Genomic DNA, 16,348 nt, shown 5'->3' on the forward strand with positions numbered 1-16,348 from the left:
CTGGATACACGGCGACGGGCCATGCCGCACGCCGACACGACGCAGGGCGACCAGGAGAAGCGCGATGTCACACGCTACGTTTCGTTCCGACTCGGGCTATCGGGCCACGTACCAGACCGACGCAACCGCTTGCGCCGCGCCGTCCGCAACGCCTGCCGCGGGGTCGCCCGCCGAAGGATCGCGCGCGTTGCCCGACACGCTGTCACTCGTCGCGCTCGCGCGTGACGCCGGCATGCTCGTCACGCTCGATGCGATGATCGGCCGCGAACGCTACGAAAGCGTGACGGGGTCGATCGAGACGCTGGCCCGCTTCGCGCAGGCGCTGCAGCTTGCGATGCTCGAAGCGGCGTGATGCCGGACTCCGGCAGGCGCCCGGCCGCCGCGGCCGATCCGGCCTCTCGTTCCGTCGGCGCGTTGCCGCCGGCCACCGTCGCGGCGAGACGATGCGCATCGTTCCCATGACGCCGACGGCGAACGCGGCGCACGGCGCGCCACTTCCCCCGGCGCACGCGCCATGAACTGGCGCCTTCCCGAACGCGTTGCCCCGCATCTCCCGGGGATCGCGCTGCTGTCGGATTACCGGCGCGCGTGGCTCGGGCGCGATCTCTACGCGGGCGTCGCGCTCACCGCCGTGCTCGTGCCGGTCGGCATGAGCTATGCGCAGGCCGCCGGCCTGCCGGCCGTGACGGGACTCTACGCGTCGATCGCCGCATTGCTCGCCTATGCGCTGCTGGGCCCGAGCCGGATTCTGGTGCTGGGGCCCGATTCGGCGCTGGCCGCGCTGATCGCCGGCGCCATCGCGCTGCTCGCCGGCCACGACCCGTCGCGCGCGATCGCGCTCGCCGCCGCGCTGGCGCTGTCGGCCGGCGCGATCTGCGTGCTGATCGGCATCCTCCGGCTCGGCTTCGTGACCGACCTGCTGTCGCGCCCGATCCAGTACGGCTACCTGAACGGCATCGCGGTCTCGCTCATCGTCGGCCGGCTGCCGGAACTGCTCGGCCTGCCTGCCGCGTCGGGCGACATGGCCGCCGTCTTCCGGCAGATCGCGCGCGGGCTGCTCGACCACCGGTTTTCCGCGAACGCCTGCGTGCTCGGCGCGGGCGCGCTCGCGGCCATTGCGCTGCTGAAGCGCGTGGCGCCGCGCTGGCCCGGCGTGCTGATCGCCGTGCTGGCGGCCACCATTGTCGCGCAACTGCCGCCGCTGCACGGCGTGGCGACGGTCGGCGCCCTGCCCGCCGGCGCGCCCGCGCCGCACCTGCCCGCCGTCTCGCTCGCGGACGTGACGGCGCTCGCGTCGGGCGCGTTCGCGATCGCGCTCGTGTCGCTGGCCGACATCAGCATGCTGTCCCGCGCGCTCGCCGCGCGCGCCGGCGACACGCCGGACCGGAACCAGGAGCTCGTCGCGCTGGGCGCCGCCAATCTGCTGGCCGGCCTGATGCAGGGCTGCGCGGTCAGCAGCAGCGCGTCGCGCACGCCGGTCGCGATGGCCGCCGGCGCGCAGAGCCAGGTCACGAACCTGGTCGCGGCCGCCTGCATCGTGCTGCTGCTCGTGGTCGCGCCGACGCTGCTGACGCAGGTGCCGCGCGCCGCATTGGCCGCGGTGGTGGTCTACGCGGCGCTCGGCATCGCCGACGTCGGCAGCGTCGTGCGGCTGTACCGGATGCGTCGCGGCGAATGCCTGATCTCGGTGCTGTGCTTCGCGGGCGTGATCGGCTTCGGCGTCGTGCCCGGCGTCCTGCTCGCGAGCGCGCTGTCGCTGCTGTCGTTCGTGTGGCGCGCCTGGCATCCGTACGACGCGGTGCTCGGCCGGCTGGCGGGCGTGCGCGGCTATCACGACGTCGCCCGGCACCCGGACGCCGTGCAGACGCCCGGGCTCGTGCTGTTTCGCTGGGACGCGCCGCTGTTCTACGCGAACGTCGAGATCTTCTGCGAGCACCTGCACGCGGCGCTCGAGCGCGCGACGTCGCCGGTGTCGCACGTCGTCGTCGCGGCCGAGCCCGTCACCGACATCGACGTCAGCGCGGCGGACCGGCTCGTCGCACTGGCCGACGAACTTCGGGCGCGCGGGATCGCGCTGTGCTTCGCCGAAATGAAAGGGCCGGTCAAGGACCGCCTGCGCGCCTACGGGCTGTTCGACACGTTCGGGCCGGCGAACTTCTTTCCGACGGTGACGGATGCCGTTGCGCACCATGTCCGGCAACGGCAGGACGACGCGCGGGCCGGCCAGGTGTCGCGCACGCGCCGCAGACAGGTGCGGCGCAAGCTCAGGCGGCCCGCGCGACGCTGAAAGCGGACGACGTCCGCATCGGGCGGCCGATTCGCGTCAGAGGGTGAACGTGTCCGACTTCTTCATTTCGATCCACGTCATGCCGGTTCGCAGTCCTTCCAGCGCCGCTTCGCGCTCGCTGGCGAAAATCCGGCTGTGCGCGAACGCGCGTTCGCACGCGCCATCGGGCGCCTTGTGCGTCACATGGACCCGGCACTGGTAGCCGCCCCCGTCGGCGGCGACCGTCTCGATCGCCACCGACCAGTCCGCTTCGTGAAGCTCGCCTGATACCGCCATCTCCGCCCCCTCATTGATCCCGCGCCATCTCGAGCCGCCGCTCGGCCGATCGTCAGCTTCTTCTGTCCGACCCGCGCCTTCCTGGGCAGCGTCAGCGACAGGATGCCGTCCTGGTACGCGGCCGTCGCGCTGGCCTCGTCGATCTCGTCCGCGAGCGAGAACGAGCGGCTGATCGCGCCGCTGTAGCGCTCGCGCCGGATCACGCGCTCGCCTTCCACGCGGCGGGTCGCGCGAGGGACGAGCCACCCTTGTTGAAATCCAGCGTAGCGGCGCGCCTCCGGCCGGCTCACGCATAGAACCGGAAGACTCCGCTGTGCAGCAGCACGGGCCGTCCGCCCACTGCTTCCAGCATGCTGCGTGCCGCCCGCTCGATCGCGGGACGATGGCGCGCGAACGCGTCCGCCAGATCCTGTTCGCGCGGCGACGCCGCGCCGAAGTGATCCTCGAGCGCCTCGGCCGTGATCGCGCACTGCACGCGACCGCCTTCGACGAGCGCCGGAAAGGCCAGCACGAGGTCCGGCCCGCAATACGCCGGTTGTTCGACAGGAAACGAGATCCGCATGACGGTCTCCTGATTCGGCGGCGCAGGATCGGCCGCCTCTTGCCGAAGGCGTGGATTCACCGTCCCGCGCGCCGTTGACCTGCGTCAATCGGCGCCGGACGATGCCGAAGCCGCGCTACGCCGCCGCTGCGGCGGCACGCGGCGCGTCGTCGCTGCGCATGAGCAGGACCGGGCAGCTCGATCCGCGCAGGAAGCGCTCCGCGACGCTGCCGATGACCATGCGCCGGATCCCGCGCCGCCCGTGCGTGCCGACCACGGCCAGATCGATGTGATGCTCGTCGACATAGCGCTGCAGGCGTTCCGCGATGTCCTCGCCGATGGCCGCCGTCTCGACGAGTTCCGTTTCGCCGTTCACCGCCGCATGCGAGATGGTCCGCTCGACCTCGCGCAGCACCGCGACGCCGTCGCGCCGGGCCTCTTCGAGCAGCACGTCCGGATCGACCCGCCCGGCAAAAGTGAACAGGACCGACGTGTCGACGACGTAGACCGCGAACAGGCGGGCGCCACTGAGCTTCGCCATCTTCAGGGCTTCGTCGAGCGCGTGCTTCGACGACGTGCTGCCGTCCACGGCAACCATGATGTTGGTATACATGCGAACCTCGCTGGGTGAATGGCCGGGCGCTGTCGTCGCGTCCGGCTCTGTCACCATCATCGACGGCCGCACGATTCGAACGTTGATTTCCATCAAGCGTCCCCGGCGCATCGACGCGACGAACGGTCGCGCGTCGCATGCCGCAAGCGGCCGCACGCCCGCGCTTGATGCAGGTCAAGCGGCGGCGCGGCGAAGTCCGGTCGAATACGGCTGGCCGGCACGCACGGTTCCCGCACGGTTCCGCTGCGCGCCGGCCCGACCACGAGCGCTCGCCGTGCGCGAGCGTTGCACTGAACCCGACTTCGCGCCATGCCCGATACGCGCCGCATTCCCTTCGCGCTGACTGGCGGCAAAGCGCGCCGCGACGCGCGGCGCGTCGATCGCGCGCTGCGCCGCGCGGCCACCTATCCGCATCCCGCCGGCCAGATCCGGCGGATCGACACGCACCTGTCGGCCGTGTATCTCGCGGGGCGCTATGCGTACAAGATCATCAAGCCGGTGAAGCTAGGCTTCGTCGACGTCACGCATCCCGCGCAGCGCCGGCGTTGCGCGCTGGCCGAGCGCACGCTCAATCGCCCGCTTGCCGATCCGCTGTATCTGGACGTCTGGCCGCTCGTCGCGCAGGGCCGGCGCGGCGCGTTCGCCGGCACGGTCGGCAGCGCGTCGCGCGGGCAGGCGCGGCGCACGAGCGACGGTCCGCTGGAATACGTGGTGCGCATGCGGCGTTTCGATGCGCGCGCGATGCTGTCCGCGCGCAGCGCGCGGCACGACGACGGCCTCGCGGACGCCGACGCGCTGGCGGCGCGCCTCGCGCACTATCATCTGCATGCGCCCCGCCGTGCGCCGCGCGCGCGTTTCGGCAGCGCCGCCACGGTCTCCGCCCAATGCCGGCCGCTGCTCGATGCGCTCGACGCCGCGCTGCCGTCCGAGGCCGCGCTGCGCGCGTGGTGCGAAGCCGAGCTGGCGCGCGTCGCGCCGCGGCTGGCCGAGCGTCATGCGAACGGCTTCGTGCGCGCGTGTCACGGCGATCTGCACCTGGACAACATCGTTCGCTGGCGTGGCCGGCTGCTGATGTTCGATTGCATCGAATTCGACGACGCGCTGCGCTGGATCGACGTCGCCAGCGATCTCGCGTTCGCCGTGATGGACTATGCGGCCCGCGGGCGCGACGACTGCGCGCAGCGCCTGCTCGCCGGATGGCTGGCGGCAACCGGAGACTATGCGGCGCTCGACGTGCTGCCGTTCTACGTGGCCTATCGTGCGCTAGTGCGCGCGTTGGCCGCCCGGCTGCGCGGCGATGCCGCCGGGCGCGCGCATTATCTGCGGGTCGCGACGACCATCGCGGCGCGCGCGCGCGACGCGCGGCCCCGCCTGCTGCTCTGCCACGGCGTGTCGGGCTCGGGCAAATCGCTCGCCAGCCGCGCACTCGCCGGCCGGCTCGGCGCGATCCGCCTGTCGAGCGACGCCGAGCGCAAGCGCGAGGCGGGCCGGCCCGCCGACGCCCGGCTGCCTGCGTCGGCCTATTCGGCCGCCGCGATCGACGCACTTTACGGCCGGCTGCTCGCGCACGCGCACACCGTGCTCGCAAGCGGCCATACGGCCATCGTCGACGCGACCTTCCTGCGCGAGCGGAACCGGGCCGCGTTCATCGCGCTCGCGCGGCGCATCGGCATACCGGTCGTGATCCTGGATTTCGCGGCAAGCCCCGCGACGCTCTTTGCGCGCGTCGCGGCGAGAGCGGCCGAGGGCCGCGACGCGTCCGACGCCGGCACGGCGGTGCTCGCCGGGCAGCTCGCGCGGGCCGAGCCGCTGACCGCCGCGGAGCGCGCGCTCGCGGTCCGCTTCGATACCGACGTCGAACCGGCGGCCTACGAGCGCGAAGCCTTCTGGGCGCCGCTGTTCGCGACGCCCGCATGCGCGGCGGCCAGCGCCGCGTGAGATCCGGACGGATTGCCGGAATGCGCGGGATTTGCGCCGGTCCCGCCCTGCGGCGGCGCCATCACGTCGCCGCGCTCGAATTGCCGGAACGCCTCGGCGATGTGCTGGCGCAGCAGCGCCACGTCCCACGGCCGGGTCAGGAACTTCTGCACCGATTCCGCGGCGCTCGCGTCGCCGAGCGACTGCGCGTCGGCATAGCCGGACAGCAGGATGCGCACGACGTCCGGATACAGCGCCTTGACCCGCTGCAACAGGTCGATCCCTGAGCGGGCCGGCATGCGGAAGTCCGACACGATCACGCCCACGCGATGCTGCGCGAGCAGGTCGAGCGCTTCGTCGGGATCGGTCGCGCCGAGGATCTCGTAGCCGTCGCGGCTCAGCGCCCGGCTGAGCTGCTGCAGGACCGACCGGTCGTCGTCGACCAGCAGCAGCGTCCGGTGCAGCAGCTCGCGCCGCCGGCAATGGTCCGGCAGCTCCGCGCCGGCGGACAGCATGTCGGCGATTTCCGCGCCCGTGACCGGATGGCTGAAGTAGTAGCCCTGCATCGCATCGCAGCGATGCCGGTTCAGGAACGACAACTGCGCTTCCGTCTCCACGCCCTCGGCCACCGTCTCCATGTTCAGCGACTCCGCCATCGCGATGATCGAGCGCGTCAGCAACGCCCCTTCCGCGCTCGTGGTCACGTCGCTCAAGAACGACTTGTCGATCTTGACGACGTCGATCGGCAGGTCCTTCAGGTACGACAGGCTCGAATAGCCGGTGCCGAAGTCGTCCAGCGACAGCACGACGCCCAGTGCCTTCAGCTCGCGCAGCGTACGCGCGATCGCGCGGCGGTCCTGCATCAGCACGCTCTCGGTCAGCTCGAGCTCGAGCCAGGCCGGCGCGAGGCCGGTTTCGTCGAGCGTCGCGCGCACCATGTCGGCCACGTCCTGCTGCCGGAACTGGCGCGCCGACAGATTGACGGCGACCGGGATCGGCGGATGCCCCGCCTGCTGCCACGCGACGGCCTGCGCGCATGCGGTGCGCAACACCCATTCCCCGATCGGCACGATCAGCCCGGTTTCCTCCGCGATCGGGATGAAGCGGTCGGGCGGAATCACGCCGACGCCCGGACGCCGCCAGCGAATCAGCGCCTCGGCGCCGCTGATCTGGCCGGTCTTCAGATCGACCTTCGGCTGGTAGTACAGCGCCAGCTCGTCGTTCTCGACGGCCTGGTGCAGCGCGCTCTCGAGCTCGGCCCGCTCCTCCACCCGGGCGCCGAGCTCGCGCGTGTAGAAGCTGTAGCAGTTTCGCCCGCGCTCCTTCGCGCAATACAGCGCGGCGTCGGCTGTCCTCAGCAGCGTCTCCGTGTCGGCGCCGTCGATCGGGCAGACGCTGACGCCGATGCTCGTCGTCACGTGCAGGTCATGCCCGTCGAACGCGAACGGCGCGACGAAGGTGCCGAGTATCTTGCGGCCGATCGCGTCCGCATCCGCCGGCGACGACAGGTTGACCAGCATCACGACGAACTCGTCGCCGCCGAGCCGCGCAACCGTGTCGCCATCCCGCACGGCCGCCTTGAGACGCGCCGCGACGGCCCGCAGCAGGCCGTCGCCGACCGAATGGCCGAAGGTGTCGTTGACGTGCTTGAAGCGGTCCAGGTCGAGCACCATGACCGCGACCAGCTGCCCGGTGCGCCGCGCCTGCGACATCGCCTGCTCCATGCGGTCGCTCAGCAGGTTGCGGTTGGGCAGGCCGGTCAGCGCATCGTGATTCGCCAGGTATTCGATGCGCCCCTGCTGCACCTTGCGCTCGGTGATGTCCTGCACGATGCCGCGCAGGATGATCGCGTGGTTCAGGTCCCGGCCCGATTCCGCCTGGTGCAGCACATGGCGCTCGGTGCCGTCCGCGTGAATCAGCCGGTGCTCGAGCGAGAACGCGGCGCCTTCGGTGCGCAGGCTCGTGAACGACTGGCTCAGCAACGGCTGCTCGCCGGCCGGCACGGCCTGCAGCAGCCGCTCGAAGGTGGGCGGCGTGCGCTCGGGGTCGAGGCCGAGGATCCGGTACAGCTCCGGCGACCAGTAGCCGTCCGCGCGGCCGGCCTGGCACTCCCAGTTGCCCACGTGTGCAAGCGCCTGCGCATGGGTCAGGCTGGTCTCGGCGATCGCCAGCCGTTCGAGCGTGGCGGCGGCCCTCAGCAGGTAGCGGATCCGGTAGCCGAGCAGCTTCCAGCGCATCGGCTTCGACACGAAATCGGTCGCGCCGGCGTCGAACGCGCTCGCGATCGACGCGTCGTCGTCGTTGCCGGTCAGCATCACGATCGGCACGCGGCGCCCTTCCGGCAGCGCGCGCAGCCGGCGGCAGCATGCGAAGCCGTCGCCGCCCGGCATCTCGACGTCGAGCAGCACGAGGTCGGGGCGATGACGCAGGAACGCATCGATGCCTTCCTGCGGCGCCGCCGCCTCCTCGACGCGAAAGCCGTCGGGCTCGAGCGTCTCCACGACCAGCAGGCGCGTCATCGCGTCGTCGTCGACGACCAGGATCACCGGCGCATCGGAATTTCGATCGTTCACGACTCGGTTCCCTCCTTTTCCCATTGCTTCAGTGGCTCATCCGGCAACCCGCTCCGCGATCAACGCGGCCTGCGCGCGATCGAATTCGGTGTTCGTGCCGGCGACCAGGTCCGCCGCCGCGGCGACTTCGGCGGCGCGCGCGAACTGCTCGATCGCCCGGCAACGGGCCGACAGCAGATGGGCGCCGACGTTCGCGCTGCTCGATTTCAGCGTATGCGCGGCAATCTTGAGCGCGACGGCGTCGCCCGCCGCGACGGCCGCATGCATGTCGCCGATCAGCCGCGGCGCATCGAGATTGAACTGGTCGATGATCCGGGTCACCACGTCGGGGCGGCCGGGCCGCTGCAGCGCGCGCAATGCGTCGAGCGCGTTGCGGTCGATCACGTTCGCGTCGTCGTCCGCGCCGTCATCCGTGGCCGCGCCTTTCGGGTCGATTGCCGCGTCGATCGCCGCGTCGATCGCTGCATCGCTCGCGGCCGCCGCCACCGCCGGCGCATCGCCGCGCGCAAAGCGCGCGAGCAGCTTCAGCAGCACATCGCGACGGAACGGCTTGCTCAGGTAGTCGTCCATGCCGGCGGCGAGGCACCGCTCCCGGTCGCCGCTGATCGCATTGGCCGTCAACGCGATGACGGGCAGCCGCGTCGCGCCCGTTTCCGCCTCGCGCCGCCGCAGCAGCCGCGTCGCTTCGAAGCCGTCCATCAGCGGCATCTGACAATCCATCAGCACGACGTCGAACCGTTCGTTCGCCAGCCTCTCCAGCGCCTGCCGGCCGTTCTCGGCCACGGCCACCGCGTAGCCCGTGTCGTCCAGCATCGCCAGCGTGATCTGCTGGTTGACCGCGTTGTCCTCGACCAGCAGCACGCGCGCCGAGACCGTGCCGGGTGGCGGACTGTCGTCCGGTTCGGCGTCGTCGGCGAGCGGCGCCGACGACGGCAGCCGGGGCGGCGTCACGTGCATCGCCGACGCGATGCACGCGTACAGGTCCGAGCCGTGGAGCGGCTTGGTCAGGCGCGCGTCGATGCCGAGCTCGTGCGCGACCTGGATGCTGTCCATCCTTTCGAACGCGGTGAGCGTGATGATCCTGAGCGCGCGCAGCACGGGGTCATTGCGGATGTGCCGCACGAGCGAGATGCCGTCCATGCCCGGCATCCGCACGTCGACGATGGCCAGGTCGAACGGCTGGCCGTCGGCGGCGGCGGCCCGCAGCTGCGCCAGCGCGTCGTCGCCGCCGCCGGCCGTGGCGACGCGCAGTTGCCATTCGATCGCATGCTCGACGAGCACGCGGCGGTCGGTCTCGCTGTCGTCCGCGATCAGCACCTTCAGCCCGGCCAGCGACCGTCGCGCGCCCTCGACCGCGCCGGCCGCGCCACCGGCCGGCTCGAGCCGCGCCGTCGCGGTGAACACCGAGCCCCGGCCGGGCGCGGATTCGACGGTGAGCGCGCCGCCCATCATCTCGGCCAGCTGACGGGAAATCACGAGCCCGAGCCCGGTGCCGCCGAATTTGCGGGCGGTCGAGCTGTCGGCCTGCTGGAACGGCTTGAAGAGCTGCGCGGACACGTCCGGCGCGATGCCGATGCCGCTGTCGGCGATCGTGAACACGACGAGGCCGCGATCCGAATACGAGACGGCCAGCTCGACCTGCCCGCGCTCGGTGAACTTGATCGCATTGCCGACCAGGTTCGTCAGGATCTGCCGCAGCCGGACCGGGTCGCCGCGCACCCATTCCGGCACCGGGCCCTGCTTGCGGAACCGCAGCGCGAGCGCCTTGCGCGCGGCGGCGGGCTCGAGCAGCGAGACGACGTCGTCGAGCAGCTGGTACAGGTTGAACACGATGCGCTCCAGCACCAGCTTGCCGGCCTCGATCTTCGAGAAATCCAGGATGTCGTCGATGATGGCCAGGAGCGTCTGGCCGGACCGGTACACGGTGTCGACGAAGTTGCGCTGCTTCGCGGTGAGCCGCGTGCGCTGCAGCAGTTCGGTCATGCCGAGCACGCCGTTCATCGGCGTGCGGATTTCGTGGCTCATCCGCGCGAGGAATTCCGACTTCGCCGAATTCGCGGCTTCCGCCGCCGCGATCGCGGCCTGCAATTCGACGTCGCGCCGTTCGATCTCGTCGAGCATCGTGTTGAAGCCCGCGATCAGCGTCGCGACTTCGCCGGTGCCCTGATGACGCATTCGCGGCGACAGGTCGCTGCCGCCGCGAATGCGCGCCATCGTGCGCGTCAGGTTCGACAGCGGGCGCGCGATCGACGTGCCGATGCGATGGCTGATCGCGAGGCCAAAGACCGCGAGCAGCAGCGATGCGGCGACAATCATGACGACCGCCCCGGCCATCGAGCGGTAGACCCGTGACACGATGCCGCGCTGCTGCAGATCGATGCGCACGACCTCCTGTTCCGCATCGGCCGCGAGGCGATTCGCGGTCGTGTCGACATCCGCGACGATGCGCTGCATGGTCGCGTCGTTGGACAGCATGTGCGACTTCACCGCCAGGACATGGCGTGCGGATCCTGTCAGTTCCGCGGCCAGCGGAGCCACACCCTGCGCGCGGCCCGGTTTGCCCTTCCCGTTGGCAACGAGCGCCTCCCGCAGCGCGTTCGTGGCGGCGGCAAGGTTGCCGATATCCTCCTGTATCTCGTCATCGGCGCGCTTGAGCTGTTGCGAGCCTTCGCTTTGCGCAACCATGCGGACGCCTGCCGTCAATTCCTCGACGCCCCCTTTGACGACGGCCGACAGGTAATTGATCCGGGCCGCTCGCCGCTGAAAGGCGATCGCTTCGTCGAGACGCTGTCGCGCCTTGACGATCCGCAACGCGAACGGATCGCCGATTTCCGCCAGCTTCATGTCCAGCGCATCGAGGGCCTTCCAGACCTGGTCCACTGTTGCGTGGTAGCGTGCGGCGGCGGACGGCTCCGCGAACATCCTGCCGCGCAGCGCGATGAGGCTTTCATTGCCGTCGAGGATGTCGGCCGCCACGCGCTCGAGCGCATTCGCGACATTGCGCGTCGCAGCGGCATCGACGTTCGGCGTCGCGAGCGCCATCGCATTGCGCGCACCGTCGAAGGCGGCCTTCATCCGTTCCCGCAGCGGCGCGAGCCGGTATCGGTTGGGCGCGTCGTCGACGTTATCGACGAGGGTAATGATGTCCTTGACATTCGCGCGGATCTGGTCGAGCGCATGAATCGTCCGGTTGAACGCGGTGTTGGCCGCCAGCGCGTCGCTCACCGCCGCGTCGGCCTGGCTGTCCATCCGTTCGGTCTCCTTGCCGATCGCCGTCAGCAGCGTCTCGCTGCGTTCCTGGGTGCGCTCGACCAGCAAGCCGTCCACGTCGAGCTGCGCCTTGTCCCGCAGACGCTCGCCGACGCCTTCGTTCATCGACTGGAGCATCGCCTTCAGGCGGTCGTACGGTTCGTCGATGTCGCGCATGTCGATCGCGCGCACGGCGGCCGTGACGGTCGCGATCCGCTGCAATTGCGTTTCGATCGCCGACGTCGCCTCTTCCTGCTCGTACGCGTCCTGCGCCCGCTCGAGCCGCCGGAAATCCGCCGCGAGCTCGCCGTACGCGCGCTGGAGTTCGTTGCTGCGCACCTGCAACGGCAGCGATTCCGTCGTCAGCGTGCGCACCCCGGACGCAATGCGGTGCACGGCAAGCAGGCTGGTCGCGGAGATCACCAGCACGCCGAGCAGCATCAGGCTGGTGCTGGCGACAAGCTTGGCCTTGATGTCCATGCAGCCCTCCGGGATCGGGATGGCCCGCGCGGCCATCCGAATGCGTTACCTGGCCGGCGCGTCCAGGGGCGTGAGCTGTCCGTGCGCGATTTCGGTGAGGAATACCGCGTTCAGCGCCTGGTGATGGTCCGCGCCCAGATCGGCCACCAGGCCGCCAAGGTCGAGATGCCGGATCGATTCGAGCGCCTGCATCAGGGTCGCCCGGGTCGGCGACGGGCCGGCGCGTTCGAGTCCGATCAGCATGATCTTTGCGTCGATGCAGCCCTCCAGGTTAGCCACGCCCGCGCTTTCCCCCGGAAAGCGCCGCTCGATCAGCCGCGTGCAGTCCCGGATCACGTCGCGATTGCTCTGCGGGAGCGGCACGACCTGCGAGATCAGCATGCCGTCGCCGTCGGCGCCCACGAGGCGCAGCAGGTCGTCGGTGCCGACAAAGGACACCGCCGCGAGCCGGGCCTTGAGGCCCTCGCGGCGCGCGTCGCGCATGAACGCGGCGATCGGCGCATAGGGGCCGCCCATGATGACGACGTCCGGCCGGCCCTCCAGCACCGACGCGAGGCCCGTGTCGACCGCCGTCGTCCCGCGCCGGAAGGTGCCCGTCGCGACGATGTCCAGACCATGACGCTGCAGCGCCAGCCGCGTGCCCGCCAGCAACGCGAGCCCGAAGGCGTCGTTCTGATAGAACACGGCGAAGCGTTTCGCGCCGTCGTGCGCGATGAAATGGTCGACCAGCGCGCGCGCCTCGTCCTCATAGCTGGCGCGGATGTTGAAGACCTCCGGAATCACCGGCTTGCGCAGCGCCATCGCGCCGGTGAGCGCGCCGACGAGCGGAATGCCGGTGTCCTTGATGATCGGCAGCACCGCCACGGTCGTCGGCGTGCCGACGTAACCGAACAGCGCGAACACGTGACGCTGTTCGATCATCTCCAGCGTGCCGTCGATGGTCCGGTCGGGCTCGTAGCGATCGTCGGCGACGACGAGGTCGATCTTCCTGCCGTGCACGCCGCCGCGCGCGTTCGCGTCGTCGAACACGGCCTGAGCCCCGATGCGCAACCCGTGTCCGAGCCCCCCCGCCGCGCCCGTCTGCGCGTTGACCATGCCGAGGCGGATCGCGTCGTCGGTCACGCCGGGCTCCGCCGCGAAGCACGCGCCGGTGGCCGGCATCGCGACGACGCAAGCGACCAGCGTCCCGCGCCAGGTTGCGCGAACGAAACAGAACCATGCCGAAAACGCACTCGCGCTCATGCCACGTTCCTTTGCAGCGCACGGTGATGAAGGTCTGCCCGGCAATGCGCCCGCCGCCTGCCCGCGCGGCAGGATACGGTCACAAAATATATATAGATTGCATCAAATGCGACTGCAAGCAGAGGGCGGACTGAAACCCGCTCGTCATTTCGATACGGTTGACGATTCGATTTTTTATTTCTTTTTTTAAATCAAATGACGCGTTGCATCGATCGGGCGCGTAAACGCGAATCGCCGGCAATCCGGGTGGATTGCCGGCGATCGGCGCGCAGCGCGCGAATGATGCGTTACATCTTCACTTCGTCGAGGAAGGTCTTCTTGCCGCTCTTGTAGCCGTACAGCGAGATCACGCCGTGCTTCAGGTCGCCCTTCGCATCGAAGTTCGTCGTGCCGATCACGCCCGAGTAGTTCGTCGCCGGCACCGCCGCGAGAATCTTCGCCGGATCGGTCGAGTTCGCGCGCTTCATCGCGTCGACGATGATGTACACCGCGTCATACGCGAACGGCGCATCGAACTTGATGACCTGGCCGAAGCGCTTCTCGTACTTCGCCCTGAACGCCGCGCCGCCCGGCATCTTCTCGAGCGCCGCGCCGGCCTGCGAGCAGACCACGTTCGACGCCGCTTCGCCCGCGAGGTCGGACAGCTGCTCGGTGCACACGCCGTCGCCCGAGAAGATCTTCGCGCGCAGGCCGAGCTGCTTCGCCTGCTTCGCGAACGGGCCGCCCGTCGCGTCCATGCCGCCGTACATGATCGCGTCCGGGTTCTCGCCCTTGATCTTGGTCAGGATCGCGCGGAAGTCGACCGCCTTGTCGTTCGTCGCGTCGTGCGACGTGACCTTCAGGCCGAGCGCCTTCGCCTTCTTCTCGAACTCGTTCGCGAGGCCCTGGCCGTAGGCGGTCGAATCGTCGACCACCGCGACGCTCTTGATGCCCTTCGACTGCGCGTAGGCCGCGAGCGCCGGGCCCTGCTGCGCGTCGGTCGCGACGACGCGGTACGTCGTCTTGAAGCCCTGCTGCGTGTACGTCGGGTTGGTCGCCGACGGCGAGATCTGCAGGATGCCAGCGTCGCTGTAGATCTTCGACGCCGGGATCGACGTGCCCGAGTTCAGGTGGCCGATCACCGCGACGACCTTGTTGTCGACGAGCTTCTGCGCGACCTGCGTGGCCTGGCGCGGATCGGCCGCGTCATCCTGGCCGTCGAGCTGCAGCGTGATCTTCTGGCTGCCGATCGTGAGGCCCTTCGCGTTGATTTCCTCGATGGCGAGACGCGCGCCGTTCTCGTTGTCCTTGCCGAGGTGGGCAATCCCGCCGGTCAGCGGTTCGACGCTGCCGATCCTGACAGTCTGGTCCGCCATCGCATCGGCGACAGCCACCGACGACAGAATGGTCGCGACCCCGATCAGCACGTGCTTGCGCGTCTTGAGCGCTTTTTGTTGTCTCATCTGTGTTTCCTAAAATGTGGACGACGCTTTGATCTGCGTCTCAATGGATTGCCGATTGACGCCCGCCATCTATCTCGGAACGGCGCCGGCAATCTCAAAATTGTCACTCCGCCGGGAATTGTGTCAAGTGAACATAATTGACCGATGCTCTACTGACGCGCGTCGATTGAGCCGCGTCATGAAACGGCAATCAAATAACGGTCAAATGCGCTCAAATGGCGCATGAAAGGCAGCATCTTCAATACGTTTGCTTTTTTGCCCGCCGGAAGCCGGCTTCGTCAGCCGACGTCCCGCAACAACCGTATCAGCTGCTCGCGCAGCCACTGGTTGGCCTGGTCGCGGTCGGCGCTGCGATGCCAGTAGCAGCAGTATTCGAGGTCGGGCACCTCGAACGGCAGCTCGAGAATGCGCGCCGGATAGCGGCGCAGCAGCCGGACCGGCGCGGTCAGCGCGAGATCGCCGCGCATCGCGATCAGCGGCGCGACCATGTAGTGCTGGACGCGCATCTGGATGTTGCGGCGCCGCCCGAGGCGCGCGAGTTCCGCGTCGACGTGGCCGGCGCCGGTGCGGCGGCTCGACACGTGGATGTGCCCCATCGCCAGGTAATCGTCCAGCGTCAGCACGTTGCCCTTGAACGGATGGTCGTGGCGAATCATGCACGCGTAGCGGTCGCGTTCGACCTGCGCCTGGTGCAGGTACGGATCGTCGATCAGCGGCGCGTCGACCGCGATGTCGACGGAGCCGTTCGCCAGCGCGGTCGCCACCTCGCGCCGATCGGTGTAGTAGCTGTGAACGTGCATGCCGGGCGCCTGCTGCTGCAGCAGCTCGCCGAGCGCCGGCAGCACCAGCGCCTCGGTCAGGTCGCTCATGCTCAGCCGGAACACGCGCGCGGACGACGCGGGATCGAACACGTCGCCCTCGTGCACGCTGGAGTCGAGCAGCTGCAGCGCCTCGCGCACGCGGCCGATGATGTTCTCGGCCATCGGCGTCGGCTTCATGCCGGCCGGCGTGCTCACGAACAGCGGGTCGTTCAGCGACTTGCGCATCCGCGCGAGCGCATTGCTGACGGCCGGCTGCGTGATGCTCAGCACCTCGGCCGCGCGCGTCAGGTTGCGCTTGTCGTAGATCGCCTCGAATACGACGAACAGGTTCAGGTCCAGCTTCGATAAGCGCATCGCGTCGCCTCCTCGCCCGCATCTTAAGGCGTGCGCCGCGCTTGCGTCCATGCCGGGACGCCGAATCGCGTCAGGCTGTCTTGCTGATGATCTCGTATTTCTGCTGTGCTGCATCGACGTGAATAAGGGCGTCGAGCACGCGTATTTCAGGCGGATGGCCATAGACCCTCTCGACCATCGCCCTGTATTCGGCGCCATGCCATCGCGCGGCCGCCTCGCGGGTACGCCAGATATATACGCCGCCACCTTCGTGGGCGGCCTCGTCGTAGAAGTACCATTTATGCAGCAAGTCGGGGTTTTGCGCCCATTTCGCCGCCGTGGTTTCGTAGCGTTCCAGGAGCGTGGAAACATCCACGCCCGGCTCGAGCTTGAAGAAGACGATTTCAGTGATCATGGCGATGCCTCCGTCGCAAGTGGGACGTCAACCGCTAACCGCAACCCGTGATGCGATGGCGCCCGGGGCGCATCGCATCAGCCGGATTATCCTCGACCGCGAGAAAACTGACGTTATCGCGCCGGCATGACCGACCCATGTCGTGCGTCGGTCATGCCG

The 16,348-nt window shown here is 69.3% G+C and carries 13 protein-coding genes and 1 pseudogene; 4 read left to right on the top strand and 10 right to left on the bottom strand.

The genetic code is table 11. The features are described 5' to 3' along the window. Positions 1–64 precede the first annotated feature (64 nt). Both ACFIMZ_RS36545 and ACFIMZ_RS36550 read left to right on the top strand, forming a co-directional pair. Positions 65–352 carry a hypothetical protein gene (locus ACFIMZ_RS36545; RefSeq protein ID WP_431825555.1) on the top strand — a complete coding sequence of 96 codons (288 nt, stop codon included), beginning with the start codon at positions 65–67 and terminating at the stop codon, positions 350–352. Positions 353–514: 162 nt separating this feature from the next. Continuing rightward, positions 515–2,287 (top strand): SulP family inorganic anion transporter, encoded by a 1,773-nt coding sequence (locus ACFIMZ_RS36550; RefSeq protein ID WP_431825556.1) that lies wholly within the window; start codon positions 515–517, stop codon positions 2,285–2,287. Between the two features lie 36 nt (positions 2,288–2,323). On the opposite strand, the gene ACFIMZ_RS36555 is transcribed toward ACFIMZ_RS36550, so the two are convergent. From ACFIMZ_RS36555 to ACFIMZ_RS36570, 4 genes and pseudogenes are all read right to left on the bottom strand, one after another. Then, positions 2,324–2,563 carry a hypothetical protein gene (locus ACFIMZ_RS36555; RefSeq protein WP_431825557.1) on the bottom strand — a complete coding sequence of 80 codons (240 nt, stop codon included), beginning with the start codon at positions 2,561–2,563 and terminating at the stop codon, positions 2,324–2,326. Positions 2,564–2,610: 47 nt separating this feature from the next. Continuing rightward, a pseudogene (locus ACFIMZ_RS36560) lies at positions 2,611–2,802 on the bottom strand (Hsp20/alpha crystallin family protein); the annotation flags it as partial. Positions 2,803–2,849: 47 nt separating this feature from the next. Next, positions 2,850–3,125 carry a DUF1488 domain-containing protein gene (locus ACFIMZ_RS36565; RefSeq protein WP_431825558.1) on the bottom strand — a complete coding sequence of 92 codons (276 nt, stop codon included), beginning with the start codon at positions 3,123–3,125 and terminating at the stop codon, positions 2,850–2,852. A gap of 115 nt (positions 3,126–3,240) precedes the next feature. Beyond that, positions 3,241–3,717 carry a universal stress protein gene (locus tag ACFIMZ_RS36570; protein WP_431825559.1) on the bottom strand — a complete coding sequence of 159 codons (477 nt, stop codon included), beginning with the start codon at positions 3,715–3,717 and terminating at the stop codon, positions 3,241–3,243. On the opposite strand from ACFIMZ_RS36570, the gene ACFIMZ_RS36575 reads away from it, so the two are divergent. Together ACFIMZ_RS36575 and ACFIMZ_RS36580 are read left to right on the top strand one after the other, a co-directional pair. Then, positions 3,716–4,060, top strand: coding sequence for a hypothetical protein (locus tag ACFIMZ_RS36575; protein WP_431825560.1), 345 nt, complete (start codon positions 3,716–3,718; stop codon positions 4,058–4,060). The genes ACFIMZ_RS36570 and ACFIMZ_RS36575 overlap by 2 nt on opposite strands. Next, on the top strand, positions 4,027–5,655 hold the full coding sequence (locus ACFIMZ_RS36580; RefSeq protein ID WP_431825561.1) for an AAA family ATPase: 1,629 nt from the start codon (positions 4,027–4,029) through the stop codon (positions 5,653–5,655). The genes ACFIMZ_RS36575 and ACFIMZ_RS36580 overlap by 34 nt, the downstream gene beginning before the upstream one ends. On the opposite strand, the gene ACFIMZ_RS36585 is transcribed toward ACFIMZ_RS36580, so the two are convergent. The 6 genes from ACFIMZ_RS36585 to ACFIMZ_RS36610 form a co-directional block, all read right to left on the bottom strand. After that, complete coding sequence (locus ACFIMZ_RS36585) at positions 5,586–8,207, bottom strand: EAL domain-containing protein (protein ID WP_431825562.1); 2,622 nt, start codon at positions 8,205–8,207, stop codon at positions 5,586–5,588. The genes ACFIMZ_RS36580 and ACFIMZ_RS36585 overlap by 70 nt on opposite strands. A gap of 36 nt (positions 8,208–8,243) precedes the next feature. Continuing rightward, positions 8,244–11,936, bottom strand: coding sequence for a response regulator (locus ACFIMZ_RS36590; protein WP_431825563.1), 3,693 nt, complete (start codon positions 11,934–11,936; stop codon positions 8,244–8,246). Positions 11,937–11,981: 45 nt separating this feature from the next. After that, positions 11,982–13,178, bottom strand: a complete 1,197-nt coding sequence (locus ACFIMZ_RS36595; protein WP_431825564.1) for an ABC transporter substrate-binding protein — start codon at positions 13,176–13,178, stop codon at positions 11,982–11,984. A 287-nt stretch (positions 13,179–13,465) separates the two neighbouring features. Continuing rightward, positions 13,466–14,620 (bottom strand): branched-chain amino acid ABC transporter substrate-binding protein, encoded by a 1,155-nt coding sequence (locus ACFIMZ_RS36600; RefSeq protein WP_431825565.1) that lies wholly within the window; start codon positions 14,618–14,620, stop codon positions 13,466–13,468. A 278-nt stretch (positions 14,621–14,898) separates the two neighbouring features. Continuing rightward, positions 14,899–15,795, bottom strand: coding sequence for a LysR family transcriptional regulator (locus ACFIMZ_RS36605; RefSeq protein ID WP_431825566.1), 897 nt, complete (start codon positions 15,793–15,795; stop codon positions 14,899–14,901). 70 nt (positions 15,796–15,865) lie between these two features. Beyond that, positions 15,866–16,189, bottom strand: a complete 324-nt coding sequence (locus ACFIMZ_RS36610) for a hypothetical protein (protein WP_431825567.1) — start codon at positions 16,187–16,189, stop codon at positions 15,866–15,868. Positions 16,190–16,348 lie beyond the last annotated feature (159 nt).

This window comes from Burkholderia sp. F1 (assembly GCF_050813845.1).
GTDB classification, from domain to species: Bacteria; Pseudomonadota; Gammaproteobacteria; order Burkholderiales; family Burkholderiaceae; genus Burkholderia; species Burkholderia ubonensis.

Bases quoted from the DNA above. Each gene is read 5' to 3' on its own strand.
- ACFIMZ_RS36545 (WP_431825555.1), top strand. From the start codon at position 65: ATGTCACACGCTACGTTTCGTTCCGACTCGGGCTATCGGGCCACGTAC.
- ACFIMZ_RS36550 (WP_431825556.1), top strand. From the start codon at position 515: ATGAACTGGCGCCTTCCCGAACGCGTTGCCCCGCATCTCCCGGGGATC.
- ACFIMZ_RS36555 (WP_431825557.1), bottom strand. From the start codon at position 2,563: ATGGCGGTATCAGGCGAGCTTCACGAAGCGGACTGGTCGGTGGCGATC.
- ACFIMZ_RS36565 (WP_431825558.1), bottom strand. From the start codon at position 3,125: ATGCGGATCTCGTTTCCTGTCGAACAACCGGCGTATTGCGGGCCGGAC.
- ACFIMZ_RS36575 (WP_431825560.1), top strand. From the start codon at position 3,716: ATGCGAACCTCGCTGGGTGAATGGCCGGGCGCTGTCGTCGCGTCCGGC.
- ACFIMZ_RS36570 (WP_431825559.1), bottom strand. From the start codon at position 3,717: ATGTATACCAACATCATGGTTGCCGTGGACGGCAGCACGTCGTCGAAG.
- ACFIMZ_RS36580 (WP_431825561.1), top strand. From the start codon at position 4,027: ATGCCCGATACGCGCCGCATTCCCTTCGCGCTGACTGGCGGCAAAGCG.
- ACFIMZ_RS36590 (WP_431825563.1), bottom strand. From the start codon at position 11,936: ATGGACATCAAGGCCAAGCTTGTCGCCAGCACCAGCCTGATGCTGCTC.
- ACFIMZ_RS36595 (WP_431825564.1), bottom strand. From the start codon at position 13,178: ATGAGCGCGAGTGCGTTTTCGGCATGGTTCTGTTTCGTTCGCGCAACC.
- ACFIMZ_RS36600 (WP_431825565.1), bottom strand. From the start codon at position 14,620: ATGAGACAACAAAAAGCGCTCAAGACGCGCAAGCACGTGCTGATCGGG.
- ACFIMZ_RS36605 (WP_431825566.1), bottom strand. From the start codon at position 15,795: ATGCGCTTATCGAAGCTGGACCTGAACCTGTTCGTCGTATTCGAGGCG.
- ACFIMZ_RS36610 (WP_431825567.1), bottom strand. From the start codon at position 16,189: ATGATCACTGAAATCGTCTTCTTCAAGCTCGAGCCGGGCGTGGATGTT.